Source organism: Streptomyces inhibens (genome assembly GCF_022221585.1).
GTDB lineage: Bacteria > Actinomycetota > Actinomycetes > Streptomycetales > Streptomycetaceae > Streptomyces > Streptomyces inhibens.
On sequence record NZ_CP084681.1, the window covers coordinates 4,151,593 to 4,177,320 of the forward strand.

At 70.6% G+C, this 25,728-nt stretch carries 17 protein-coding genes, 1 tRNA gene and 1 pseudogene; 12 read left to right on the forward strand and 7 right to left on the reverse strand.

Annotated features, from left to right (window positions below; all coding sequences use genetic code 11):
- Positions 1 to 341: 341 nt before the first annotated feature.
- Entirely contained in the window at positions 342 to 3,923 is a 3,582-nt protein-coding gene (mfd, locus tag KI385_RS18870; protein WP_238573339.1) for a transcription-repair coupling factor, read from the reverse strand.
- 257 nt (positions 3,924 to 4,180) lie between these two features.
- Between mfd and KI385_RS18875 the strand changes: the two are divergent.
- Positions 4,181 to 5,857 (forward strand): annotated as a pseudogene (locus KI385_RS18875) (MFS transporter).
- A 23-nt stretch (positions 5,858 to 5,880) separates the two neighbouring features.
- Here KI385_RS18875 and KI385_RS18880 read toward each other — a convergent pair.
- The 4 genes from KI385_RS18880 to KI385_RS18895 all read right to left on the reverse strand — a co-directional run bounded on the left by KI385_RS18880 (position 5,881) and on the right by KI385_RS18895 (position 12,012).
- Positions 5,881 to 6,870 (reverse strand): cellulose-binding protein, encoded by a 990-nt coding sequence (locus KI385_RS18880; protein WP_238573340.1) that lies wholly within the window; start codon positions 6,868 to 6,870, stop codon positions 5,881 to 5,883.
- A 133-nt stretch (positions 6,871 to 7,003) separates the two neighbouring features.
- A complete protein-coding gene (locus tag KI385_RS18885; RefSeq protein WP_425357080.1) occupies positions 7,004 to 7,939 on the reverse strand; it encodes an LCP family protein in 936 nt (311 codons plus the stop codon).
- A 237-nt stretch (positions 7,940 to 8,176) separates the two neighbouring features.
- Positions 8,177 to 11,026 (reverse strand): SUKH-4 family immunity protein, encoded by a 2,850-nt coding sequence (locus KI385_RS18890; RefSeq protein ID WP_238577748.1) that lies wholly within the window; start codon positions 11,024 to 11,026, stop codon positions 8,177 to 8,179.
- A 5-nt stretch (positions 11,027 to 11,031) separates the two neighbouring features.
- Positions 11,032 to 12,012, reverse strand: a complete 981-nt coding sequence (locus KI385_RS18895; protein ID WP_238577749.1) for an SMI1/KNR4 family protein — start codon at positions 12,010 to 12,012, stop codon at positions 11,032 to 11,034.
- Between the two features lie 297 nt (positions 12,013 to 12,309).
- Here KI385_RS18895 and KI385_RS18900 point away from each other — a divergent pair, with 297 nt between their 5' ends.
- Positions 12,310 to 12,825 (forward strand): YwqJ-related putative deaminase, encoded by a 516-nt coding sequence (locus tag KI385_RS18900; RefSeq protein WP_238573342.1) that lies wholly within the window; start codon positions 12,310 to 12,312, stop codon positions 12,823 to 12,825.
- A gap of 8 nt (positions 12,826 to 12,833) precedes the next feature.
- On the forward strand, positions 12,834 to 13,391 hold the full coding sequence (locus tag KI385_RS18905) for an SUKH-3 domain-containing protein (protein WP_238573343.1): 558 nt from the start codon (positions 12,834 to 12,836) through the stop codon (positions 13,389 to 13,391).
- Between the two features lie 47 nt (positions 13,392 to 13,438).
- Here the strand turns inward: KI385_RS18905 and KI385_RS18910 are convergent, their stop codons facing one another.
- The gene (locus KI385_RS18910; protein ID WP_238573344.1) at positions 13,439 to 14,884 is read right to left on the reverse strand and encodes a sensor histidine kinase; all 1,446 of its coding nucleotides are present in this window, start codon (positions 14,882 to 14,884) and stop codon (positions 13,439 to 13,441) included.
- A 156-nt stretch (positions 14,885 to 15,040) separates the two neighbouring features.
- On the opposite strand from KI385_RS18910, the gene KI385_RS18915 reads away from it, so the two are divergent.
- The 7 genes from KI385_RS18915 (at position 15,041) to KI385_RS18945 (ending at position 20,773) form a co-directional block, all read left to right on the forward strand.
- On the forward strand, positions 15,041 to 15,895 hold the full coding sequence (locus KI385_RS18915; RefSeq protein WP_238573345.1) for a hypothetical protein: 855 nt from the start codon (positions 15,041 to 15,043) through the stop codon (positions 15,893 to 15,895).
- 29 nt (positions 15,896 to 15,924) lie between these two features.
- Positions 15,925 to 15,996, forward strand: a tRNA-Gln gene (locus KI385_RS18920).
- A gap of 132 nt (positions 15,997 to 16,128) precedes the next feature.
- Complete coding sequence (gene glmU / locus KI385_RS18925) at positions 16,129 to 17,586, forward strand: bifunctional UDP-N-acetylglucosamine diphosphorylase/glucosamine-1-phosphate N-acetyltransferase GlmU (protein ID WP_342593461.1); 1,458 nt, start codon at positions 16,129 to 16,131, stop codon at positions 17,584 to 17,586.
- A gap of 72 nt (positions 17,587 to 17,658) precedes the next feature.
- The gene (locus KI385_RS18930) at positions 17,659 to 18,633 is read left to right on the forward strand and encodes a ribose-phosphate diphosphokinase (RefSeq protein WP_128508730.1); all 975 of its coding nucleotides are present in this window, start codon (positions 17,659 to 17,661) and stop codon (positions 18,631 to 18,633) included.
- Between the two features lie 190 nt (positions 18,634 to 18,823).
- Positions 18,824 to 19,414 (forward strand): 50S ribosomal protein L25/general stress protein Ctc, encoded by a 591-nt coding sequence (locus KI385_RS18935; protein WP_238573347.1) that lies wholly within the window; start codon positions 18,824 to 18,826, stop codon positions 19,412 to 19,414.
- Positions 19,415 to 19,580: 166 nt separating this feature from the next.
- Entirely contained in the window at positions 19,581 to 20,168 is a 588-nt protein-coding gene (pth, locus tag KI385_RS18940; protein WP_238573348.1) for an aminoacyl-tRNA hydrolase, read from the forward strand.
- Between the two features lie 80 nt (positions 20,169 to 20,248).
- On the forward strand, positions 20,249 to 20,773 hold the full coding sequence (locus KI385_RS18945; protein ID WP_238573349.1) for a hypothetical protein: 525 nt from the start codon (positions 20,249 to 20,251) through the stop codon (positions 20,771 to 20,773).
- Positions 20,774 to 20,841: 68 nt separating this feature from the next.
- Here the strand turns inward: KI385_RS18945 and ppc are convergent, their stop codons facing one another.
- Positions 20,842 to 23,607: a phosphoenolpyruvate carboxylase gene (gene ppc, locus KI385_RS18950; protein ID WP_425356931.1), complete on the reverse strand. Its 2,766-nt coding sequence runs from the start codon at positions 23,605 to 23,607 to the stop codon at positions 20,842 to 20,844.
- Between the two features lie 314 nt (positions 23,608 to 23,921).
- Here ppc and KI385_RS18955 point away from each other — a divergent pair, with 314 nt between their 5' ends.
- Positions 23,922 to 24,932, forward strand: coding sequence for an acyl-CoA desaturase (locus KI385_RS18955; RefSeq protein ID WP_238573350.1), 1,011 nt, complete (start codon positions 23,922 to 23,924; stop codon positions 24,930 to 24,932).
- A 22-nt stretch (positions 24,933 to 24,954) separates the two neighbouring features.
- On the forward strand, positions 24,955 to 25,641 hold the full coding sequence (locus KI385_RS18960) for a TetR/AcrR family transcriptional regulator (protein WP_181923783.1): 687 nt from the start codon (positions 24,955 to 24,957) through the stop codon (positions 25,639 to 25,641).
- Positions 25,642 to 25,728: the final 87 nt, after the last annotated feature.

A 25,728-nucleotide genomic window follows, 5' to 3' on the forward strand; every position in this document is an offset into this window, starting at 1 on the left:
ACCCCTCCGGCCCCGCCCCCTCCCGCACGCGAACGGGACCCCACCCGTGGGAGGGGAAGGAAAGACCAGAAGCCTGGCGCACCACGACGTGGCCGGGCTTCTGGTCTTTGACACATCCCCCACCGGGCCGGGAGCCGCCCCACCAGACGGGAGGGGGCGGGCCGGAGGGGCCTGTTGTGTGGACGTAAAGCGAAGCAGTCCACACAACAGGCCCCGCAGGACCACACCCGGCACCCGCCACCCACCAGGCGCCCGCGACCCAACAACCCCACCCGCTCCCGCCGAAGGCGGGGAATCACAGACGACCCACGGCGGGTCACCCGACAACGTGGAAAGCGGGGCTACGAGCCCAAAACGGTAGTCAGGAACTCCCCCACCCAACCCAACAGCTCACGCCCGACCAGCGGCTTGCCGCCGATCTTGCCCGTCGTCGGACGGGGCACCAGGATCTGGCGGGTGGCCGGCTTGAGGACCGTACGCGGATACAGGCGCTTGAGGCGCAGCTCCTGGGACTCGCGCAGTTCCACGGGGCCGAAGCGGATGTTGCTGCCCTGCAGGGTGATGTCCGAGACGCCACAGGCGCGGGCCAGCATCCGCAGGCCCGCGACCAGCAGGAGGTTCTCGACGGGCTCGGGGAGCTTGCCGTAGCGGTCGGTGAGCTCCTCGCGGACCGCGGCGATGTCCTCCTCCGAGTTGGCGGAGGCGATGGCGCGGTACGCCTGGAGGCGCAGCCGCTCGCCCGGCGCGTAGTCGTGCGGGACATGCGCGTCCACCGGGAGTTCGATCTTGACCTCCAGCGGGGGCTCCTCCTCCACGCCGCCTTCGAGGGAGGCGCGGTAGTCGGCGACCGCCTCGCCCACCATCCGTACGTAGAGGTCGAAGCCGACACCGGCGATATGGCCGGACTGCTCGCCGCCCAGGAGGTTGCCCGCGCCGCGGATCTCCAGGTCCTTCATGGCGACATACATGCCCGCGCCCATCTCGGTGTGCTGGGCGATGGTCGCCAGCCGCTCATGGGCGGTCTCGGTGAGCGGCTTCTCCGGCGGGTAGAGGAAGTAGGCGTAGCCGCGCTCGCGGCCACGGCCCACCCGGCCGCGCAGCTGGTGGAGCTGGGAGAGGCCGAAGTTGTCGCCGCGCTCGACGATCAGGGTGTTGGCGTTGGAGATGTCGATGCCGGACTCGACGATCGTGGTGGAGACCAGCACGTCGAACTTCTTCTCCCAGAAGTCGACGACAACCTGTTCGAGCGCCGACTCGCCCATCTGACCGTGGGCGGTCTGGATGCGGGCCTCGGGCACGATCTCGCGGAGCCGGGCGGCGGCGCGGTCGATCGATTCGACACGGTTGTGGATGTAGAAGACCTGGCCCTCGCGCAGGAGTTCACGGCGGATGGCCGCGCCGATCTGCTTCTGCTCGTAGGGGCCGACGAAGGTGAGGACGGGGTGCCGCTCCTCGGGCGGGGTGGTGATCGTGGACATCTCGCGGATGCCGGTCACCGCCATCTCCAGGGTCCGCGGGATGGGGGTGGCGGACATCGTGAGCACGTCGACATTGGCGCGGAGCTTCTTCAACTGCTCCTTGTGCTCGACGCCGAACCGCTGCTCCTCGTCGACGATGACCAGGCCCAGGTCCTTGAACTTGGTCTCGGCGGAGAAGAGGCGGTGGGTGCCGATGACGAGGTCGACGGAGCCCTCCCGCAGCCCTTCGAGGACGGCCTTGGCCTCGGTGTCGGTCTGGAAGCGGGAGAGCGCCTTGACGTTGACCGGGAACTGGCCGTACCGCTCGGTGAACGTGCCGTGGTGCTGCTGGACGAGGAGGGTGGTGGGGACCAGGACGGCGACCTGCTTGCCGTCCTGGACAGCCTTGAAGGCGGCGCGGACCGCGATCTCGGTCTTGCCGTAGCCGACGTCACCACAGATGAGGCGGTCCATGGGGACCGACTTCTCCATGTCCTCCTTGACCTCGGCGATGGTGGTGAGCTGGTCGGGCGTCTCCGCGTACGGGAAGGCGTCCTCCAGCTCGCGCTGCCAGGGGGTGTCCGGGCCGAAGGTGTGGCCGGGCGCCGCCATCCGGGCGGAGTACAGCTTGATCAGGTCGGCGGCGATCTCCTTGACGGCCTTCTTCGCGCGCGCCTTGGTCTTGGTCCAGTCGGCGCCGCCGAGCCGGTGCAGGGTCGGGGCCTCGCCGCCCACGTACTTGGTGACCTGTTCGAGCTGGTCGGTGGGGATGTAGAGGCGGTCGCCGGGCTGGCCGCGCTTGGCCGGCGCGTACTCGACGAGGAGGTACTCGCGGGTGGCGCCCTGGACCGTGCGCTGCACCATCTCGATGTAGCGGCCCACACCGTGCTGCTCGTGGACGATGAAGTCGCCGGCCTGGAGGGTGAGCGGGTCGATGGTCTTGCGGCGGCGGGCCGGCATCCGGGCCGCGTCCTTGCCGGCCGCCTTCTGGCCCGAGAGGTCGGTCTCGGTCAGGACGGCGAGCCTGAGCGACGGGTCGATGAAGCCGTTGTCGATGGAGCCGCAGGCGACATGGACCAGGGACGGGGAGATCGCGGCCAGGTCGCCGTCCAGGCGCGCGGGGACGCCCTCGCCGCCGAGGACCTCGACCGTGCGGGCCGCCGGGCCGTGCGCCTCGGTGACATAGACCGTGCGCCAGCCGTCCGCGAGCCACTGCTTGGTGTCGGCCAGCGCCCGCTGGGTGTCACCGCGGTAGCTGTCGGGGGCGTGCATCCCCAGCTTGAGGGTGTCGCCGTCCACGGCATCGTCCCCGGCCGGCTCCTGGCCGGCGGCGCCGTCCGCGAGGTCACCGGAGGTGAACTGGCTGACCGACCACCACAGCATCCCCAGCTCACGGGCCCGCTCGCGGACGTCCGCGATGCCCCACAGGGAGGCCGCGCCCACATCGATCGGCGCCGCCCCGCCGCCGGCGCTGGCCGCCCAGGAGGCCTGGAGGAACTCCTGGCTGGTGGCCACCAGGTCGGCGGCCCGGGTACGCACCCGCTCCGGGTCGCACACCACGGCCATGGAGCCCTTGGGCAGCACGTCCAGCAGCAGCTCCATGTCGTCGACCAGGACGGGAGCCAGGGACTCCATGCCCTCCACGGCGATGCCCTCGGCGATCTTGCCGAGCAGTTCGCCCAGCTCCGGGTGCTGCTCGGCGAGCGCCGCGGCCCGCTCGCGCACCTGGTCGGTCAGCAGCAGCTCACGGCACGGCGGCGCCCACAGGCCGTGCTCGGCGACCTCCAGGGACCGCTGGTCGGCGACCTTGAAGTAGCGGATCTCCTCGACGTCGTCGCCCCAGAACTCCACCCGCAGCGGGTGCTCCTCGGTCGGCGGGAAGACGTCCAGGATGCCGCCACGGACCGCGAACTCACCGCGCTTCTCGACGAGTTCGACGCGTGCGTAGGCGGCCGCCGCCAGACCGTCGACGATCTCTTCGAGATCGGCGCTCTGCCCCGTACGCAGACTGACCGGCTCCAGCTCGCCCAGCCCCTTGACCTGCGGCTGGAGCACGGAACGGATCGGTGCGACGACGACGGAGACCGGGCCGGCGCTCGGGTCGTCCGTCCGCGGATGGGTCAGCCGGCGGAGCACCGCGAGGCGCCGGCCGACGGTGTCCGAGCGCGGTGAGAGCCGCTCGTGCGGCAGCGTCTCCCAGGACGGGAACTCCACGACGGAGTTCTCCTCGCCGGCCGGCATCAGCGTACGCAGCGCGGCGGCCAGGTCCTCGGCCTCCCGGCCGGTGGCGGTCACGGCCAGCACCGGGCGCTTGGCGTCGCGGGCCAGTGCGGCGACCACGAACGGGCGGGCGGCCGGCGGCCCCACCACGTCCACATGCGGCCGGTGTCCGTCGGCCGCGGCCTGTACCGCTTCGGCGAGCGCCGGGTCCCGTACGACGGCGTCGAGCAGACCAGTCAGGCTCATGAAAAGGTTCCGTCCCAGCAAGCGAGGCGAACAACGCGAACAGCCCGCAACGTCGTACGGGCGGGGGTTGCCCACGATACGCCCGACCGCCGACAACCTGTCGCCGAAGCGGTCGCGGCTCCGCGGGGCCCGGGCGGCGAGGGCCCGGCCGGGGTGCCGTCCCGGACTCCGAGAAGCGCCGTTCCGCATCCTGACCCGACGTGCCAAGGTGTGGGCCGGAACGGTGTCCACTACACCCAACTGCGGAGGGGGAACCCGTGGGCCGCACGACGAGGGACAGCGACAGCCCTACGGACCGGGGGACCGGCGGCCCGGACCCGTCGGGGGCGGCTCCCGGGGCCGATCCGGCCCGCCCCCGACGGCGCGGACCGGTCATCGCGGCCCTCATGCTCGGTATGGCGCTGGCCGCGCTGGACTCCACCATCATCGCCACCGCCGTCCCGCAGATCGTCGGCGACCTCGGCGGCTTCGCGGTCTTCTCCTGGCTCTTCTCCGGCTATCTGCTGGCCGTCACCGTCACCCTGCCCGTCTACGGCAAGCTCTCCGACACCTTCGGCCGCAAGCCCGTCCTGGTCACCGGCATCGTGCTGTTCCTCGTCGGCTCGCTGGCCTGCGCGGGCGCCTGGGACATGGCCTCCCTGATCGCCTTCCGCGTACTGCAGGGCCTGGGCGGCGGCGCCCTCCAGGGCACCGTCCAGACCATCGCCGCCGACCTCTACCCGATGAAGGAACGCCCCAAGATCCAGGCGAAGCTCTCCAGCGTCTGGGCCGCCTCCTCGGTCGCCGGGCCCGCGCTGGGCGGACTGCTCGCCAGCTTTGCCGGCTGGCGGTGGATCTTCCTGGTCAATGTGCCGGTGGGCGCGGTGGCACTGTGGCTGATCGTGCGGCATTTCGTCGAGGACGAACGGGGCGGGCGGGGCCGTCCGGCGCGGCAGTCCGGCGCCCCGGCCCGCCGGCCCCGGGTCGACTGGCCCGGGGCGCTCGCGGTCTTCGCCTGCGGCGGGCTGCTGCTGACCGCCCTCGTGCAGGGCGGCGTCGCCTGGGCCTGACTCTCCGCGCCGTCGCTGCTGCTGTTCGCCGGGAGCGCGGTGTGCGCGGCGGGCACCGTCCTGATCGAACGCCGCGCCGCGGAACCGATCATCCCGGGCTGGGTCTGGCGCCGCCGCACCATCTGCGCGGTCAACCTCGCCCTGGGCGCCCTGGGCCTGCTGATCGTCGCCCCGACCGTCTTCCTGCCCACCTACGCCCAGTCGGTGCTGGGCCTGGGCCCCACCGCGGCCGGCTTCGTACTCTCGGCCATGACCCTGAGCTGGCCCCTCTCGGCCGCCCTCAGCAGCCACGTCTACCGCCGCATCGGCATCCGCAACTGCTCGATGCTCGGCATCGGCACCGCCTGTCTGATCCTGCTCGCCTTCCCCCTGCTGCCCTACCCCGGCGCCGCCTGGCAGCCCGCCCTGATCATGCTGGCGCTGGGCGCCGCCATCGGCCTCTTCCAGCTCCCGCTGATCATCGGCGTGCAGTCCTCGGTCTGCTACGCGGAGCGCGGCACCGCCACCGCCTCGATACTTTTCTGCCGCCAGGTCGGCCAGTCCTTCGGCGCCGCGCTCTTCGGCGCCATCGCCAACGCCACCCTCAACGACCGCCTCGCGCACGCCCCTTCGGCCATCCGCCCCGGCCTGCCCGACGACCTCGACGCGGCCTCGCGCGCCCTGGAACACGCCGGCACGCTCACCGCCCAGGCCGCCGACTACCTCCGCCGCGCCGTCGCCATCACCGTCGACCATGTCTACATCGGTGCCGCCACGGCCGCCGCGCTCGCCCTGACCGCCCTTCTGCTGCTGGCGCCGCGGCGCTTCCCGGTGCACGCCGACGCCCGTACGGGAGAGAGCGGTCAGACCCGTACGGGCGAGGGCGAGCAACCGGGCGGGACGTAGACGGGCAGGCGCGGGCCGTACGGTCAGCCGCGCGCGACGCCGTCCCGGCGGGGCAGTTGGGTCTCCAGGGTGTCTTCCTCGTCGGGGTCGACCGCCTGTCCGCCGTCGGGGTCACCGCCGTCGTCCGCCTCCGCCATCGGGTCCTTCCCGGTGAGCGCGGCCAGGGTGTTGCGGACATGCGTCATATGGGCGCGGACCTCCTCGCGCTCCTCCTGGTGTTCGCGCAGCGCCCGGTCGGTGGCGCGCTCGATGCGCTCCACCTCGACCGCGGCCTGGGCCAAAAGCCCGGCGGCACGGTCCTCGGCATCCTCCTGGCGGTGCCGGGCGGCCTCCGCGGCCTCCGCGTCGAGCCGCCGACGCTCGGCGACCGTGGCCTCCCCGCGGGCGTCCAGCTCGGCGACGAGCCGGTCCATCTCCGCTTCCAGCCGGACGAGTTCCCGCGCGGCCGCATCCCCCTCCTCGGCCTGCTGCTTCTCCTGGTCGCGGAGCAGCTGCGCGCTGTGCCGAACCGTCCTGGCCAGCTCGTCGGCCGCCTCGCCCCGCAGCTCCTCGGCCTCCTTGGCCGCCTCGGTCACCAGGGAGGCGGCCTCGTCCCGTGCCGTCTCCTCCGTGCGCCGCGCCCACGCGTCCGCCTCGGTGCGCTGCGCACAGGCCACCTCGTCCGCCGCGTCACGGACCCGGTCCGCGTACGCGACGGCCTCACTGCGGACCTCCTCGGCCGCCTTCTGCGCCTCGGCCCGCAGCCGCTCCGCCTCGGACTCCGACGTGGTCAGGATCAGCCGTGCCTCGGCGCCGAGGGACTCGAACGTCTCCGGCGGCTGCTGCGCCACATAGGCGCGCAGTGCCACGAGTTCGGACTCCATCTCGTTGCACAGGACGGTGAGCCGGGCGGCGCGCTCCCAGCAGGAGTCACGGTCGATCGAGAGCCCCTCGACGCGGCGATCCACGTCCTGTGGCCGGTAGCCGCGCCCTCGTACGGTCTCGAACCCGTGAGGCGAAACCGATGCACTCATCCCTCAAGCCCCTCTTCCCGCGGCATTCCGCGTGGCTCCGTCCAGCACTGTGCAGTTACCCGCACTTCCCTGCGGACCGGCTCGAAGCCGCACCATCGCGACACTCCGCCCCAACCCACCCACACAGGATGCGTTATTTATCGTCAGAAGTCGGAATTGGATCATCGTTGCGCAGGGCCCGGAACAACCGGCTCGCCCCGTTCTCGTCCCACAGCAGCACCGAACCGGCGCCGCTGACCATCACTCCGGGCAGCCGCACCGGCACCGTGGTCGCCGTCCCGCCCCCCTTGGCGATCTCCCTCATCGACCAGCCCATCTTCGCCAACTGCCCGATTCCCGCCCTCTCATCCACCGCCACCGCCGACAGCGCGACATCCAGTACGCGCTGCGTCCGGACGGGATCGAGCAGCACATCGGCGCCGAGCATCTCGTCCGCCACCGCGCCGATCAGCTGCCGCTGCCGCTTCACCCGTCCGAGGTCACCCTCCGGGTCGGCATAGCGGGCCCGTACGTACGCCAGTGCCTGCGTACCGTTCATCCGCCGGCAGCCGGCCGCGAAGTCCGCGCCCGACTTCTCGTCCTTCAACGGCTCGTCCAGACACAGCCGCACCCCGTCCAGCGCGTCCACGACCTGTACGAGCCCCAGGAAGCTGACCTCGGCGTAGCGGTCGATCCGCAACCCCGTCGCCTGTTCCACCGTTCGGGTGAGCAGCTGCGGACCGCCGTCCGCATACGCCTCGTTGATCTTCCGGCTGCCGTACCCCGGCACCGGGACATAGCTGTCGCGCGGCAGGCTGACCAGCGTGGGGGCGCGCCCGCCGGAGTGCAGCACCATGATCGTGTCGGTGTTCTGCACCTGGTTGTTGCCGACATGCAGATCCCTGCGCTGCCGCGGGGTCAGCTCGCCGCGGCTGTCCGAGCCGACCAGCAGCCAATTCGTGCCCCTGCCCGCGGCCGGCCGCCCGGCGTAGTCGCCCAGCGCTGACACATGCCGCAGCTGCTGCCCCGCCCAGAGGTACAGCCCGGCCCCGCCCGCCGCCACCAGGACGACCAGCACCAGCAGCACCAGGAGCGCAGTGCCCCAGGCCCCGCGGCGCCGGGACGGGCCCGGTCCGCGCCATCGGCAGGGCGCACGCCGGTGCCACCACCGCGACCGCCCCGCCCGGTACAGCGTCGTCGTCGACTGCGGCAACGGGGATATCGGACGGCCCATATACGCATGGTCATGGCGCCCGGCCCATCCCGCAGGTCGAGCGCCATGACCATGTCCTCACGGCAGACCCCGCTGCCGTGCCCCCGGTCCGCGCTACAGCAGCCCGTCCCACATCTGTTCGAGCAGCACCGACCACCAGGTCTCCGGCGAACCCAGCGCCGGCGGATCCAGCGCGACCAGCTGCGCCTGGAAGTCGACGGTCCAACGACCCGCCTGCTCCGGCGTCAGCCCGTAGCGCAGCCGCCACATCCGCCCCAGCATCGCCAGACAGCGCACAAACTCCGGCAGCCCGCTGTTGACGAACTGCGGCGTCGCCGGATGACTCCCCTGTCCCGAGGGGGCTCCGGCCTCCATCGGCACCGCCACGATGTGCGCGGTCCCGTACTGCACACACAGCTGACGGCCGAAGTCGTTGCCCATCACCAGATACGAACCGGCATCCGACGCCGGCTGCACCATCCGCTCCGCCGCCAGCTCCGCCAGCGTCGGCACCGGACGGCCCGGCTGCGCCTGCGCCCAGAAGAACGGCCCGAAATCGACCGGCAGCCCGGCCCACACCAGCATCTGCGCCACCACCTCGGGCACACCGTGGCGGGAGACCGCCCGCTGGTCGAAGCGGAAGATCCCCTGCGGCCCGAACGCCTGCTCCAGCTCCTGGCCGATCGCCTGCGGCGGCACCGGCGGCACCGGCTGCACCTGCGAGGGATGCGGCAACGGCACCCGCACCGGCGCCGGCCGCGCCGGACCGTCCGCGACCTGGTGCAACTCGCCCTGATGCTCGACGAGATGCCGTACGCCCTGCTGGCGCGAGGCATGGTCCTTGCCGTACGCGGCGGTGTGGCTGATCCGCACCTGCGGCCAGTTGTCCCGGATCATCCGGGCGCAGTAACCACCCGGCAGATCACAGCACTCCAGCTCGGTGTGGAGCTCCAGCACCTGCTGCGGCGGAACGTTCATCCCGCGCAGCTCGTGCAGCAGCTGCCACTCCGGATGCGGCGTACCGGGTGCCGAGCGGCGCACGATCTTCTGCTCGGAACCGTCCGGCGCGCGATAGCTGAGGACGGCCATATAGCCGGGGCCGACGGTCGGTTGACCGCTGGGCGCCTGCGGATAGCCGTACGCACCGGGGCCTGCGGGGCCCTGCGCACCGGGCGGGCCCGGCAACGGCCCGGGCGGGGCGGGCTGACCGGGCGGGCTCACGGGGACGCCCGGGGGCGGAGTGCCGGGACCGGCCGACGGCGCCGGCACACCGGGGCCGCCAGGACCGCCGGACAGTGCGGCACCACCGGCGAGCATCGTCGCCGCGGCATGCACCCCGCCGCCACCGGTACCGCCGGCGGCGGGCGGAGCGGGCGGCGGCGGGGGCGGACCGCCCTGACCACCGGAGCCCCGACCGCCCGCGGACGCACCGGGCTTGCCGGGCGGACCGGGAGGCTTGGGCGCACCGGGCACACCGGGCGCACCCGGAGGCGGCGGCACACCGGGCCCGCCGGCGGCACCGCCCGGCCCGTTGGCGCCCCCGAGGCTCGCCTGCAGAGCCGCACCGTCGGCGAACATCGTCGCCGCGGCATGCACCCCGCCGGCACCCGTACCACCGGCACCGGGCTCACCCGTCCCGCCCGTGCCGTCCACCGCACTGAGATCCAGATCCGCCCCGTCCAGCTGCGAGACCAGCTGCGTCGGTACGTAACCACCGGCCGGCGCACCGGACGCACCGGGACCGGACGCCGCGGGCCCGCCGGGCGGACGCACCTCGGCCTTGCCCGTAGCGGCCTCCGCGACCCCCGCCCGGTCCATCCCACCGGCACGGCCCGCCCCGGGGGTGCCGGGCGCGCCCGGAGGCGGCGGCGGACCCGCCGCCGCGTTACCGGGCAGCGAAGCGCCGTCGGCCAGCATCGTCGCCGCGGCATGCACCCCACCGCTCGCGGGCGGCGCGGGCACCGGCACCACCCCCGGCTCGGCGGCAGCGGACGAACCGGCACCCGGCGGGGGCGGCACCTCCACGACCGGCGCCCCGGACGGCGGCGGCAGATCCGGCAGTCCCCCCGCCGCGGGCGGCACCGGCGGCATCGGCGGCGGTACGGGCCCGCCGACCGCAGCGCCCTGCGGCGCGGCCCCGCCCGGCAGATCCAGCGCGGGCGCAACCTGCGTACGCGGCAACTGACTGCCGCCGTGCAGCAGTTCGGTCTTCGCATCCGGCCGCGCCCGCGGTGTCGAAGGAGTGTCGTCCTCCTCGTCGAAACCGGCCAGCGGCGGCGCGAAGACCGTCGCGGGCAGCCCCACCGACCGGTCCTCGGCCCCCACCTCGGCGGTCGTGTCCGTCCCGGCCCACGGCGTCGCCGCACCCGACGGAACGGCGGAACCGGCCGACGCGGCCGCGCCGGCACCCGCCTCCGCCGCATCCCCGCCGAGCTGCGTGACCCCGCCCTCGGCGCCGTTCACACTCACCTCGGCCCAGGCATCCGCAGCCGACGGCGCGGCAGCCTGCGACGGCACCTCGGCCCGCGAAGGCGCAGGAGCCGGGCCGGCACCCGACGCCGCGCCCCCCTCACCCCGCCGGTCCGGAATGCCGATCGCGTCCGCCGCCTCCTGCAACCACTCCGGCGGCGTCAGCAGAAACGACGTCGCCTCCAGATCGATCCGCTGCGGCGCGGGCTCGGCCGCGCCGTACCCGCCGTCCACGGGAGCGCCGTACGCCTCCTCGTACCGCCGGATCACCTCACCCACCGGCAGCCCCGGCCACAGCGTCGTCTCCCCGCTGTCCCGCGCGATCACCAGCCGCGCCCGGCCGCCATCCGTCGCCGGACCCCCCTCACGGTCCTCCGCCCAGGCCACAAAACCCAGATCGAACTCCCGCACCCGCACCTCACGATGGAGCGGCGCCGGCACCTCGCCGTTCACCCACTGCTCCGCGCGCTCCTGCGCCTGCGCGAACGTCACCACCGCGCTCAACCCCCCACCGCGACGGCGTACGCGAAACCGCCGTCCACCATCAGGTTCGCCACGGTCTCCAACTCCGGCGGATTCCCCGCCAGCCGCAGCAGGAACTCGTCAAAATCCGCACCGCACGGCAACAACAGCCGCTCCACCCGCTCCTGCACCGTCCACCCGTCCTGATCCCGCGCATCGTCATACGGGCAGAACCACACCGAACCGAGCGCCTCGCCGCGCACCTTCACCGCGACCACACCGCCCTGCACGAACGCCACGCCCAGATAGTCCTTGGTGAAATGGTCCCGCAGACACTTGTTCACATAGACCAGATCGTTGACCGCCGCGTCGTCCCGCACCGTGAAGAACGGCTGGTCCACCAGCAGCCCCAACTCCGCGTCGAGCGCCGCACCCACCGGCGCGCACCCGCCCGCCGCCTTCAGGAACGACCGGTACGCACCCGGCAGCCGATAGCCCAGCGCCTCCTCGGCCTGCGCCACCTGCTCCTCACCCACCGACAGATCACGGTGCGGCAGCCCGAAATGCACCGGCCGGGTCTCCTGCAACGGCCGCGTGCCGCGCTTGCCGTGCTCCACAGCAGCCGTCGCCAGCCCACCGTGATGCCGCAACAGCGCCTTCACCTCGACCGGAATCAGCTCCATCCGCCGGGTACCGGCCACGTGATGCCAGGTCCAGCCGTGCGGCGTCGCCACCGCCGGCACATCTATCCACAGCTCATGCCCCTGCGCATGGAGCGCGGCATTCGCCGACACATAATCCGTCAGCCGCAACTCATCGACACCGAAACCCTCCGGCGGCTCGGCAATCTCCGCCGCCGCCCGGGCATACGGCGAGAACTCCGGGAAGCCCCGCCCGTCCATCCGCACCCCCGCGGGATACCGCGCTGCACGAACCGGGTCCGGGAAATGCACGACCTGCCCGGCATAGGCCGTATTCGGTGGCGCGGCATGTCCCGCCGCCTGCCGACCTGTCGTCATCGCGGTTGCCCCCTGGCTGAAGCTGGCTTTGAGGCACAGCCTATGCCGTACCGCAACACCCTCCCCCCGCCCCCGCCCCCGCACGTCAGCCCCGCGACACACCGGCGTCACCCACCGGCCCACCACCCCCGAGCCCCCCGCGCACCACCCCGCCCACCAGCCCCGTTACCCCACCGACCAACACCCCGTCAGCTCCCAGTGAGATCACCGACAGTGCTCCCGACTACCGCAACACCCAGCACATTTGGCAGGCTGACCTCGCAACCGGGGTGGATTGCAGGGAGGGAAAGCACCACCATGAGCACCACTGCACGCCACCACAGCTCCGCCACCGGCGACCCACGCATCGGCTGGAGCGGCACCGCCGACACCGAACGCGCGCCCGTTCTGCACCACCGCCGCGACGGCATCCTCCCCACCATCGGCGCCGCCTTGTCCGTACGCGGACAAACCCTCACCTGCACCGCAAGCAAGGCGGAACAGCCCCCCACCCTGCACCCCCTCGTCCAGGACTTCCTCGACACCCTCGCCACCGGACAACGCGAACGCTTCACCGGCCGCTGCCCCGAAGCCGTCCTGCTCTCCCGCCACCTCACCGCCGTCGAAAACAACCGCGGCAAACGCGCCTCCCGCAAACCCCTCACCAACGGCGAAGCCCGCCGCTCCCTGAAACACTCCAAAATCACCGCACGCCACATCCGCGAGGACGGCGACCCCCAGCACGGCAGCTACGCCCCGCCCTGCCGCTCCTGCGACGCGCTCCTCGCCCACTTCGGCGTCATGCCCATCGGCGCGACGCCCACAGGAAGCTGACCGCCACCATGCCGCCCACCACCCCCGGCCCCCGCACCCCCGCCCACGACCGCACCGACTCCACCCGCTTCCCCGCCGCCGTCGACGTCGCCCTCCACGAAGCAGGATGGCAACCCGGCCGCTGGGACATAAAGCAGGCCGAACACTGGGCCGACACCCTCCGCGCCCACACCTCCCCCGCAGGCCACCGCCACACCGTCTTCCCCGCCGCCGTCGAAGCCTGGGCCGAATTCGGCGGCCTGCGCATCGCCGGCCCCGGCCCCGGCCGCCACCTCGCCCCCGCCCCCTTCGTCATCGACCCCCTGCACGGCCTCCACCTCGCCCGCACCCTCGGCGACCTCGGCCGCGCCCTGGAAACCGACGTCGCCCCCCTCGGCCGCGAAGAACTCACCGCCCCCGACGGCACCACCTGCGCCCAGGCCACCCTCGCCATCGACACCGAAGGCCGCATCTACAGCCTCGACCACACAGGCGACTGGTACCTCGGCCCCACCATCGACACCGCCCTGAGCACCCTCGTCCTCGGCACCCGGCCCACCCGCCTGGGCCTCACACGCCAGGACTGAGCCCCCCACCAGGCGGTACGGCGACATCACCCGGCGGTACGGCGACATCACCCGGCGACATGCGATGCCGGCACCACGGCCGACACCCGAAAACCACCCGCCTCCGTAGGGCCGGAAACGAACACACCCCCCAGCGCCGTCACCCGCTCCCGCATCCCCACCAGACCGTTCCCGCCGCTCGGCAGCCCCGCATCCGCCGCACCGCCCTCACACGGCCCGTTCTCCACCTGCACCGCGACCTCGCCGTCCCGATGCGCCAGCCGCACCCGCGCCCGCGCACCCGGCGCATGCTTGTGCACATTCGTCAGCGCTTCCTGAACCACCCGGTACACCGTCCGCTCCACCCGCGCCGCATACCGACGCCCGACGACACCGACACCCTCCACCGACAACTCGACCGCCATCCCCGCCGCCCGGGACTGCCCCACCAGATCCCCCAGCTCCGCCAGACACGGCCCCTCGGCATCCGACTCCCCCGCACCGTCCGCCGACGACGCCGACGCCGACACCCCGGCACCGGCACGCTCACCGGACGGCGACCGCACGGAAGCCCGCTCCGCCGAGGCCGACACCTGCACCTTCGCCCCCACCTGCGAAGCCACCGCCGCCAACCGCTCCGGCGCATCCGACCCCGCACCACCACGCACCGCCGACCCCTCGGCCGTACGCAGCACCCCCAACATCTCGCGCAACTCCGTCAGCGCCTGGCGCCCCATGTCCCCGACCAGACCCGCGTTCTTCGACGCCTTCTCCGGATCCTTCAACGCCACCGCCTGCAACGCCGCGGCATGCACCACCATCAGACTCACCCGGTGCGCCACCACATCGTGCATCTCCCGGGCAATCCGCGTCCGCTCCTCGTTACGGGCCCACTCCGCCCGCTCCTCGGCCCGGTCCGCCAGCAGCGACAGCTCACGCTCCAGACCGTCCGCCCGCTCCCGCAAGCTCTCCACCAGCCGCCGCCGCGCCCCGATGTACAAACCCCACAGCACCGGCGGCGCCGTCAGCACCAGCCCCACCGCAAGCGCCATCGCCGGCACGAACCACATCGGCGGATTGAAGTCCTCCTGCGCCGCCATGTCCTGCCGCAGGTTGAGGAACGTCGTCACCAACGTCCCCACCACGGTCATCGACGCCAACAGCGCCGTGATCCGACGCGGCACATCCGACGCGGCAAGCGTGTACAGCCCCACCACACTCAGCAGCCCGCCCATCTCCGCGGGCATCACCGCTATCGAGACCAGCACGACCACCACGGGCCATCGCCGGCGCACCAACAGCACCGGCCCCACCAACAGGCCGAGCAGCACCCCGACCAACTCGGGCAGCTGCGCCTCCTGCGCGAACAGCACACCCTCGAACGCACACTCCGCCGCCGAAGCCGCCGCCAAAAACACATCCAGCACGGCACTGCGCCGCCGGGCCCACCACCACGGCCCACTCACCGGCGCACCCCGCGCGCCCACACCTTCACTTGCCCCCGTCGCGGTCATACCGTCCAGCCTACGGGCGGCCCGCCCCCGTTCCCCCGCCGCGTTCCGAGCACAGGTCAGGCCCATTACGAGCCCTTACCGCCGGTTATCCCTCGAACTGTTGAATCGACCACATTTTCCCCCTTTCTGCACACGTGTACCCGACACCCTGTTCCCATGACGCACACCCGTCGGGACCACCCCGACTACGAATCGTTACGCCCCCAAGCCGTCGCCCTGCGCCACGCCGGCCTCAGCCGCCGCCAGATCCGCGACCGCCTCCACGTCCACAACAACGACATCCTCAACCGCCTCCTGGAAGGCGTACCGGCCCCGGACTGGACCCGCCGACCGAACGCCAAGGACGACCTACGGGCGAAGGCACGCGAGCTGCGCCTGCAGGGCATGACCTACGACGAGATCCAGGTCGAACTGGGCTGCTCGAAGAGCTCGATCTCGCTGTGGGTACGAGATCTGCCGAAGCCGGCTCCGCGTACACGCGAGGAGGCGTCCGCCATCGCCCGGCGCGGCTGGGAGGCGACGCTCAAGCGGCGGGAGGAGGAGCGCCGGCAGACCAAGACCGATGCCGCCCGAGAAATCGGCACGCTCTCGGACCGCGAGCTGTTCATCGCGGGGGTCGCCCTCTACTGGGCGGAAGGCACAAAGGACAAGCCGCACGCCCGGCGGGAGGGCGTCACCTTCGTCAACAGCGACCCAAACGTGATCCGGCTCTACTTGGCGTGGCTGAACCTACTCGGAGTGGAACCGGAGCGAGTCGGCTACCGGGTGATGATCCACAGCACGGCGGACGTGGCAACCGCCGAGCACTACTGGGCCGATCTTGTCGGCGTGGATGTCGCCGCACTCCAGAAGACCACCATCAAGAAACACAACCCCAAGACCATCCGCAAGAACGTCGGGGAGGGCTATCACGGTTGCCTCGTGGTCCGGGTGCGGCAAAGCGCTGACCTATACCGTCGCATCGAAGGCTGGTGGTACGGCATAGTGTTGGGTGCCAAGCGGCCAGCCTGACGGAATGTCCGGTTTGGCAGCTTACGCACTCCCCTGTGGTGTAATTGGCAACACGGGTCACTTTGGATGACTTGTTCCAGGTTCGAGCCCTGGCAGGGGAGCAAGCATCACGACAAGCAAAGTTCGGGTCCTGACCCCCAGGTCAGGACCCGCGCGCGTTTCGGGTGCAATACGCACCGGTATCCTTCGGATGACCACCACCCGAAGTAGCCAAGAAGCCGAAGGGCATCCCCGTGAGCGCCAACCGCCCGGCAGCCGTCGTCGTTCTCGCAGCGGGTGAGGGAACCCGCATGAAGTCGGCGACCCCAAAGGTCCTGCACGCCATCTGCGGCCGCTCCCTCGTCGGACATGTCGTCGCCGCCTCCCGTGAGCTGGACCCCGAGAATCTCATCGTGGTCGTCGGCCATGCCCGTGAGCAGGTGCAGGCCCATCTTTCCGAGGTCGACCCGGCCGTGCGCACCGCGGTGCAGCACGAGCAGAAGGGCACCGGCCACGCCGTCCGTACGGCTCTGGACGAGCTGACCAACAGCGGTGTCGCCCTCGACGGCACCGTGATCGTGGTCTGCGGTGACACCCCGCTGCTGACCGGCGAGACCCTTGAGCAGCTCAGTGCCACGCACGCGGCGGACGGTAACGCCGTGACCGTTCTTTCGGCGGAGGTCCCGGACTCCACCGGCTACGGTCGCATCGTGCGGGAGGCGGGCACCGGTGCGGTGACCGCGATCGTCGAGCACAAGGACGCCAGCGACTCCCAGCGGGCGATCCGGGAGATCAACTCGGGGGTCTTCGCCTTCGACGCGCGGCTGCTCGTGGACGCGCTGGGCAAGGTGCGTACGGACAACAGTCAGGGTGAGGAGTACCTCACCGATGTGCTGGGGATCGTGCGGGAGGCCGGGCATCGGGTCGGTGCCGCGGTGGCCGCCGATCACCGGGAGATCCTCGGGATCAACAACCGGGTGCAGCTGGCGGAGGCGCGCCGGCTGCTGAACGAGCGGTTGCTGGAGCGGGCGATGCTGGCCGGTGTGACGATCGTGGATCCGGCGTCGACGTGGCTGGATGTGTCGGTGTCGTTCGAGCAGGACGCGACGGTGCATCCGGGTACGCAGCTTCTCGGTTCGACGCATATCGGCACGGGTGCCGAGGTGGGTCCGCATTCGCGGCTGGCGGATACGTCGGTGGGTGCGGGTGCGGTGGCGTCGTTCACGGTGGCCGAGGGTGCGCGTATCGGTGAGGGCGCGAATGTCGGTCCTTACGCGTATCTGCGTCCGGGGACGGATCTTGGTCCTCGTGCGAAGGCCGGTACGTATGTGGAGATGAAGAACGCGTCGATCGGTGAGGGCACGAAGGTGCCGCATCTTTCTTACGTGGGGGATGCGACGATTGGTGAGTTCACCAATATCGGCGCGGCGAGTGTCTTTGTGAACTACGACGGTGAGGCGAAGCACCACACCACGGTCGGTTCGCATTGCAAGACGGGGTCGGACAACATGTTTGTGGCTCCTGTCACGGTCGGGGATGGCGCTTATACGGCTGCCGGCTCGGTCATCACCAAGGATGTGCCCCCGGGTTCGCTGGCGGTCGCGCGTGGCCAGCAGCGGAATATCGAGGGTTGGGTCGCGCGTAAGCGGCCTGGAAGTGCCGCCGCGCAGGCTGCTGCGGCTGCTCGCCAGGAGTCCGAGGGCGAGCGGTGATCGTGCAAGGGGTGCGCCGTGCGGGGCGTACCGTGATAAGCGCAGGCAAACTGTGATTCGAGGAGATTTGCTGTGACCGGGATCAAGACGACCGGCGAGAAGAAGCTGATGCTCTTCTCCGGCCGCGCCCACCCCGAGCTGGCGGAGGAGGTCGCGGATCAGCTGGGTGTGGGCCTGGTCCCGACGAAGGCTTTTGACTTCGCCAACGGTGAGATCTATGTGCGCTATCAGGAGTCGGCGCGTGGCGCGGACTGCTTTTTGATTCAGAGCCACACGGCTCCGATCAATAAGTGGATCATGGAGCAGCTCATCATGATTGATGCGCTCAAGCGGGCTTCGGCCCGGAGCATCACTGTGGTGATCCCTTCCTACGGCTATGCCCGTCAGGACAAGAAGCACCGTGGCCGGGAGCCGATTTCGGCCCGGCTGATCGCCGATCTGCTCAAGACGGCGGGTGCGGACCGTATCGTCACGGTGGATCTGCACACGGACCAGATCCAGGGCTTCTTCGACGGCCCGGTGGACCACCTCTTCGCGCTGCCGATCCTGGCGGACTATGTGGGTGCGAAGGTGGACCGCGACAAGCTGACCGTGGTCTCGCCGGACGCGGGTCGGGTGCGTGTGGCGGACCGCTGGTGTGACCGTCTGGATGCTCCTCTTGCGATTGTGCACAAGCGGCGCGACAAGGACGTGGCGAACCAGGTCACCGTCCATGAGGTCGTCGGCGATGTGCAGGACCGGGTGTGTGTCCTGGTCGACGACATGATCGACACCGGTGGCACGATCTGCGCGGCGGCGGATGCGCTGTTCGCCAATGGTGCGGCGGATGTCATCGTGACGGCCACGCACGGCATTCTGTCGGGGCCGGCGGCGGACCGTCTGAAGAACTCCAAGGTGAGCGAGTTCGTCTTTACGAATACGCTGCCGACGCCGGGCGAGCTGGAGCTGGACAAGATCACGGTGCTGTCGATGGCGCCGACGATTGCGCGGGCGATCCGTGAGGTGTTCGAGGACGGTTCGGTGACGAGCCTCTTCGAGGAGCAGTGAGTCTGATCTCGTAATCGGAGATCGACTTTGGGGCGGCCTCCCGGCCGGGTAGACTCGTGGAGTTGCTCGGCGAGGGAGGCCGTCCTCTTTGTGAGGTACGGCGGTCCGTTATCGACGCGCTCTTCGTAGCAGGTCTGTCGTGGGCCGGGTAACGCCCACCAGATTTTTCTGAGATACGAGGAGTGCAGTCATGGCTGAGGTCAAGCTTGCCGCTGAGGTGCGTACCAACTTCGGTAAGGGCGCTGCCCGCCAGACCCGCCGCGAGAACAAGGTTCCGGGCGTCATCTACGGTCACGGTGCCGAGCCGCAGCACGTCGCGATCGACAGCCACGCGCTGATGATGGCTCTGAAGACCCCGAACGTGCTGCTCCGTCTGGACGTTGACGGCAAGAGCGCGCTGGTCATCCCGAAGGCCGTGCAGCGTGAGGCGATCCGTGGCTTCCTGGTCCACGTGGACTTCCTGGCCGTGAAGAAGGGCGAGAAGGTCACCGTCGAGCTGCCGATCCAGACCGAGGGCGAGCTGGCTCCGGGCGGCAACCTGCTGGAGCACATCCTCAACACCCTGCCGGTCGAGGCCGAGGCCACCCACATCCCGGAGTCGGTGACCGTCTCCATCGCGGGTCTGGACGCCGGTTCTTCGGTGCTGGCCAAGGACATCACGCTGCCGTCGGGTTCGTCGCTGGCCGTTGACGAGGACGCTGTGGTGCTGCAGGTCGTCGCGGCGCAGGCGGAGGCGCCGGCCGAGGGGGCTGCCGAGGCGGGCGAAGAGGCCCAGGCCTGAGTCGCTTTTGCCGGGACGGTTCTTGGCGTTTTCGCTGAGACGGCTCTTGGCGCTTTGTCCAACCGCTGCCGCGCGCCTTTGGGTGCGGGGTGGCGGTTGGGCTGTTTCATGGGCAAATTGTGGTCGGGGCCGGTGGGTGTTGCCGGCGGATGTGGGAGTGGCTGAGATGGCGGACGCTGATCCGTGGCTGGTTGTGGGGTTGGGTAATCCGGGTCCGGAGTATGCGGGCAATCGCCACAATGTGGGGTTCATGGTGGCTGATCTGCTGGCGGAGCGGATGGGTGGCCGTTTCAAGGCGCACAAGGCGCGGGCGCAGGTGGTGGAGGGGCGGGTCGGTCCGCCGGGGCTGGGGAGTCGCCGGGTGGTGGTGGCGAAGCCGTTGTCGTTCATGAATCTGTCGGGTGGGCCGACGACGGCGTTGCGGGATTTCTACAAGGTGCCGGTGGCCAACATCATTGCGATTCATGATGAGTTGGACATTGATTTCGGTGCGTTGCGGTTGAAGCTGGGTGGTGGCGACAACGGTCACAACGGTTTGAAGTCGATCACGAAGTCGTTGGGTGCGGAGTATCACCGGGTGCGGTTCGGGATCGGGCGTCCGCCGGGTCGTATGCAGGTGGCGGATTTTGTGCTGAAGGATTTTTCTTCGGCGGAGCGCCGGGAGCTGGATTATTTCGTGGATCGTGCTTCGGATGCCGTGGAGACATTGATCGTGGATGGTTTGGAACGGGCGCAGAGTACGTACAACTCGTGAATGGGACAGCGGGGGTCAGGCTCTGACGAACCGTTGTCCGAGGTTGACCGGGTGCTGGTGGATGGCCAAGGATCGCCGCCATGCCCAGAAGCAGTACGCGCACCAGTTCGGTCAGACGCAGTCGTTCCCGGCGGGTCGGTGAGAGCACCTATGGGGTGCTGCTTGTCGCCAGGACCGGGTTGATGGGTCTGCTGGCGTTGCTCCTGCTGGTCGCGGGGGTGTGGACGTCGTGGAACACGGCGCAGTACGCGATGCTCGTCAAGGCGCGGGAGCGCGGGACGATGACGGTGTCGGCGTGTGCGGCGGAGCGGTGCACGGGGCCGTATGTGCCGACGGAGGGGGAGGGCCGGCGGCGGGCGAAGGTGACCATTGCGCAGGCGGCGGCGCCGGACAAGGGTGCGCGGGTCGAGGTGACGATCAAGCCGGGTACGGCGCATGCGGTGCGGACGGGGCCGGCCGGGATCTTGCATGCGTGGGTGCCGTTTGCCGGGTCGTTGTTGCTGGCGGCGTTGGTGGTGGCCGGGGGGATGCGGTTGCGGCGTACGGCGTGGGTGATGGGGTTGTTGGGGGCGGTGTTGCTCGGGGCGGCGTTTGCCGCGTTGTAGGCCTGTACGGCGGCGGCCCGCCTCCTCTTTGGTGAGGGGGCGGGCCGCTGTCGTGTGGCGGGGGTGGGTCAGCCGGTGTTGCGCAGTCCGGCGGCGACTCCGTTGACGGTGAGCAGCAGGGCGCGGGCCAGTACCGGATCCGGCTCCTCGCTCCGTTCGGCGGCGGTGCGCTGGCGGTGCAGCAGCGAGACCTGGAGGTAGGAGATCGGGTCGAGGTAGGCGTCGCGGATGTGGAAGGTCTGCTTGAGGACCGGGTTGGAGTCGAGGAGTTCGGTCTCTCCGGTGATGCGCAGGACCTCGGCGACGGTGAGCTCGTGCTCGGCCTTGATGACGTCGAAGACGTGCTTGAGGTCGTCGGGGACGAGGGTGTCGACGTAGTGCTGGGCGATCCGCAGGTCGGTCTTGGCCAGTGTCATTTCGACGTTGGACAGGAAGTTGCGGAAGAAGTGCCAGTGCTCGTGCATCTCGTCGAGGACGGTGTCGAGTCCGGCTTCGCGGGCGGCCTTCAGGCCCGTGCCGACGCCGTACCAGCCGGGGACGATCTGGCGGGACTGGGTCCAGCCGAAGACCCACGGGATGGCGCGCAGTCCGTCAAGGCCGGCGCCGGAGTCGGGGCGGCGGGAGGGGCGTGAGCCCAGGTGGAGCTCGGCGAGCTGGTCCACGGGGGTGGAGGCGAAGAAGTACGCGGGCAGGTCGGGGTCTTCGACCAGGCGCCGGTAGGAGCCGTGGGCGGCTTCGGAGACGGTTTCCATGGCCGCGTCCCAGCGGGCGAGGGCTTCGTCGGACTGCCGGGGCGCGGTGTGCAGGGCGGACGCCTGGAGCGTGGCGGCGACGGTCAGCTCCAGGTTCTCCCGCGCCAGCGACGGCACCAGGTACTTGTCGGAGATGACTTCGCCCTGCTCGGTGACCTTGATCTCGCCTTCCAGTGTCCCGTAGGGCTGGGCGAGGATCGCGTCGTGGGAGGGGCCGCCGCCGCGGCCGACGGTGCCGCCGCGGCCGTGGAAGAGGCGCAGGCGTACGCCGTGCCGGTGGGCGACGTCGCGCAGCAGGCGCTGGGCGCGGTGGATCTCCCACTGGGAGGTGGTGATGCCGCCGAACTTGGAGGAGTCCGAGTAGCCGAGCATGACTTCCTGGACGTCGCCGCGCAGGGCGACCAGGCGCCGGTACGAGGGGTCGGCGAGCATTTCGTCCAGCAGCTGGTCGGCGATCTTGAGCTCGTCGGTGGTCTCCAGGAGCGGGACGATGCCGATCTTGGCCCAGCCGGCGTGCAGGTCGATCAGGCCGGCCTCGCGGGCGAGGACGGTGGCGGCGAAGACGTCGTCGGAGCCCTGGCACATCGAGATGATGTAGGACTCGATGACCTCGGGGCCGAAGGTCCGCTTGGCGTCGAGGATGGTGCGGAAGACGCCGAGGGTCTTGGCGCCGGCCTCGTCGAGCGGCGGCGGGGTGGGGGCGAGGGGGCGACGGGAGCGCAGTTCCTTGGCGAGGAGCTTGCGGCGGTACTCGCGCGGCATGTCGACATAGCGCCAGGATTCTTCGCCGAGGCGGTCGAAGAGCTGGCCGAGTGCGTGGTGGTGGGCGTCGGCGTGCTCGCGGATGTCCATGGTGGCGAGCTGGAGGCCGAAGGCGGCGATGGTGCGCAGGGTGCGCTCCAGGCGGCCGTCGGCGACCAGGCCGCCGCGGTGTTCGCGCAGCGAGCTCTGGATGAGGGCGAGGTCGTCGAGGAGTTCCGCGGTGCCGAGGTAGTCGCGGCCGGGGACGTGGGGGGTGTCGCCGGCGAGGCGGTCGCGGGTGTTGACGAGCTTTTGCCGGATGCAGGTCGCCTTGAGGCGGTAGGGCTCTTCGCTGTTGAGCCGCTTGTAGCGCGGGCTGATCTCCGGGAGGAGTTCGAGGTCGCGGTTGAGCGAGGCGAGGAGTTCGTCGGTGGCTCCGCAGTTGCGGATGGAGTTGGACAGCGCGCCGCGCAGCTCGTCGACGTGCTCAAGGGCGTCGGTGATGCCGTGTTCGTGCTGGAGGATCAGGACGTCCCAGGTCACCTGGGGGGTGACGTTGGGGTTGCCGTCGCGGTCGCCGCCGATCCAGGTGCCGAAGGTGAGCGGGCGGGTGCCGGCGGGCAGCTCGGTGCCGGCGCGCTCCAGCTCGGCGGCGAGGTCTTCGAGGACGTCGCCGACCGCGCCGCGTCCCAGCTCATCGAGGTAGTAGATGGCGTTGCGGGCCTCGTCGGTCGGCTCGGGGCGGGCTACCCGCAGCTCGTCCGTCTGCCAGATGAGGTCGATGTTCTCGGCGAGGCGGAGGTCGACGCGGCGGCGCTCGGTGGTGTCCGTGCGGTCCAGCAGCTCGGCGACCTTGCGGAGCTTGGTGAGGACGGAGCGCCGGGCGGCCTCGGTGGGGTGTGCGGTGAAGACGGGGCGGACGCCGAGGTTGGCCGCGGTTTCGCGCAGGTGCTCGGGGTCGGCGTCCTTGAGCATGTCGGCGGTGCGGGCGAGGATGCCGCCCTCGGCCGCGCGTCGGGCGCGCAGCTCGCGGCCGCGGTGGACCTGCTCGGTGACGTTGGCGAGGTGGAAGTACGTGGAGAAGGCGCGGACCAGCTTGGCGGCGGTGGCCAGGTCGGTGTCGCCCAGGAGGCGGGCCGCGGCTTCGCCGTCGGAGCGGGTCAGGGCGCGTACCCGCTCGACGAGGTCGAGCAGCTCCTGTCCCTCCTGTCGCACGAGGGTTTCGCCGAGGAGGTCACCGAGGCGGCGGATGTCGGCACGCAGGGCGATGTTGTCGCTGGTGCCGGCTTCGGGGCGCTCGGTGGGTGTGGTCTCGGCGGCGGTGTTGTCGGCACTGCTCACAGGTGCGGCTCCTTGCAGCGATCTAGGAGGGGCGTCGCACCGCGGCTCGTGGAAGGGTGGCCGCGGACGACGGGTTGGCACGTCTGATGCGGGCGGGTTGCGGACCGCGCTGTCCGACGTCCCCAGGATAGGTCTGCCCGGCGTCGGCGGATCACACCGTCCGCTGGGTGGGCATCCGCGGGGGCGGGTGGGGTGCGGGGGCCTGTCACGGCCTTGCCCGTGGCGGTGTCGCTGCCATACTTACGAGACCGTAGGTTACGGTCCCGTAGCCGTAGCCGTGCCCCCGAGCCCCGAGCCCCCCGACGAGGGACACCATGACCGCTGGCCCTGAAGCCGTAGAAGATCCACCGATTCCTGCCGGTTCGTCCGTCGATGCGGCTGCCGGCGCCGTGCCGTCCGCGACGCTGGGCGGCGAGCAGCGCAGGTCGCTCGAACAGATCACACTCCTGCTCTTCATCACCGTCCCGTTCGTGGCGCTGGTGGCCGCGGTGCCGCTGGCCTGGGGCTGGGGGGTGAGCTGGCTGGATCTCGGGCTGATGACGGCGATGTACTACGTCGGCTGCCATGGCATCACGATCGGCTTCCACCGCTACTTCACACATGGTTCGTTCAAGGCGAAGCGGCCGTTGCGGATCGCGTTGGCGATCATGGGGTCGCTGGCCGTCGAGGGGCCGCTGGTGCGCTGGGTGGCGGATCACCGCAAACACCACAAATTCTCCGATGCCGAGGGCGACCCGCACTCGCCGTGGCGCTTCGGTGAGACGGTGCCCGCCCTGATGAAGGGCCTGTGGTGGGCGCACATCGGCTGGATGTTCGACGAGGAGCAGACCCCGCAGCACAAGTACGCACCGGATCTGATCAAGGACGATGCGATCCGTACGATCTCCCGCCAGTTCGTGCTGTGGACAGCGGTGTCGCTGCTCATCCCGCCGCTGGTCGGCGGCCTGGTCACCTGGTCCTGGCAGGGCGCGCTGACCGCGTTCTTCTGGGGCTCGCTCGTCCGGGTCGCGCTGCTGCATCACGTCACGTGGTCGATCAACTCCATCTGCCACGCGGTCGGCAAGCGCCCGTTCAAATCCCGTGACCGTTCCGGCAATGTCTGGTGGCTGGCGGTGCTGTCCTGCGGTGAGTCGTGGCACAACCTCCATCACGCGGACCCGACCAGCGCCCGGCACGGTGTGATGAAGGGGCAGCTGGACTCCAGCGCCCGGTTGATCCGCTGGTTCGAGCTGGCGGGCTGGGCGTATGACGTCCGGTGGCCGAACGCGTCCCGTATCGATGCCCGGCGCAAGGAGACGGCCGGTGGGGGTACCTCCCAGCGGTAGCCGGGGGAGGCATGATTGACGGGTGGCGATCGACAACAGCAGCGCGAGCAACAGCAAAGGCAAGCCGTCCCCGGCAGCGGGGACGCGGCGGGCCCGCAGGGTCCGGATGACCGGTGCGGAGCGCCGGGAGCAGCTGCTGGACATCGGTCGCACGCTCTTTGCCGAGCGGGGCTTCGAGGGCACGTCGGTGGAGGAGATCGCGGCCAAGGCCGGGGTGTCCAAGCCGGTGGTCTATGAGCACTTCGGCGGCAAGGAAGGCCTGTACGCGGTGGTGGTGGACCGCGAGATGCGGCAGCTGCTGGACATGGTGACGGGCGCACTGACCGCCGGCCATCCCCGTGAACTCCTCGAACAGGCGGCGTTCGCGCTCCTCGACTACATCGAGACCTTCACCGATGGTTTCCGCATCCTGGTCCGCGACTCCCCCGTGGCCCAGTCGACCGGCACTTTCGCGTCGCTGATCAGCGATATCGCCACCCAGGTCGAGGACATTCTGGGCCTGGAGTTCAAGGCCCGTGGCTTTGACCCCAAGCTGGCGCCGCTCTATGCGCAGGCCCTGGTGGGCATGGTCGCCCTGACCGGCCAGTGGTGGCTGAACGTCCGCAAGCCCAAGAAGGCCGAGGTCGCCGCGCATCTGGTGAATCTGGCCTGGCACGGCCTGGACGGCCTGGAGCCGAAGCCGCGACTGATAGGGCACCGCAAGAACTGAGGGACGTGAGTGGTGTCCGAATGGCGACCCACCTGGTGATCGTCTTCTGACACACTGGTCGGCTGTTGTCATGTACCGCGCCTCACC

Bases quoted from the DNA above. Each gene is read 5' to 3' on its own strand.
- KI385_RS18905 (WP_238573343.1), top strand. From the start codon at position 12,834: ATGCCGCCCACCACCCCCGGCCCCCGCACCCCCGCCCACGACCGCACC.
- KI385_RS18945 (WP_238573349.1), top strand. From the start codon at position 20,249: ATGCCCAGAAGCAGTACGCGCACCAGTTCGGTCAGACGCAGTCGTTCC.
- KI385_RS18900 (WP_238573342.1), top strand. From the start codon at position 12,310: ATGAGCACCACTGCACGCCACCACAGCTCCGCCACCGGCGACCCACGC.
- KI385_RS18915 (WP_238573345.1), top strand. From the start codon at position 15,041: ATGACGCACACCCGTCGGGACCACCCCGACTACGAATCGTTACGCCCC.
- mfd (WP_238573339.1), bottom strand. From the start codon at position 3,923: ATGAGCCTGACTGGTCTGCTCGACGCCGTCGTACGGGACCCGGCGCTC.
- KI385_RS18935 (WP_238573347.1), top strand. From the start codon at position 18,824: ATGGCTGAGGTCAAGCTTGCCGCTGAGGTGCGTACCAACTTCGGTAAG.
- KI385_RS18910 (WP_238573344.1), bottom strand. From the start codon at position 14,884: ATGACCGCGACGGGGGCAAGTGAAGGTGTGGGCGCGCGGGGTGCGCCG.
- KI385_RS18955 (WP_238573350.1), top strand. From the start codon at position 23,922: ATGACCGCTGGCCCTGAAGCCGTAGAAGATCCACCGATTCCTGCCGGT.
- KI385_RS18895 (WP_238577749.1), bottom strand. From the start codon at position 12,012: ATGACGACAGGTCGGCAGGCGGCGGGACATGCCGCGCCACCGAATACG.
- KI385_RS18880 (WP_238573340.1), bottom strand. From the start codon at position 6,870: ATGAGTGCATCGGTTTCGCCTCACGGGTTCGAGACCGTACGAGGGCGC.
- pth (WP_238573348.1), top strand. From the start codon at position 19,581: ATGGCGGACGCTGATCCGTGGCTGGTTGTGGGGTTGGGTAATCCGGGT.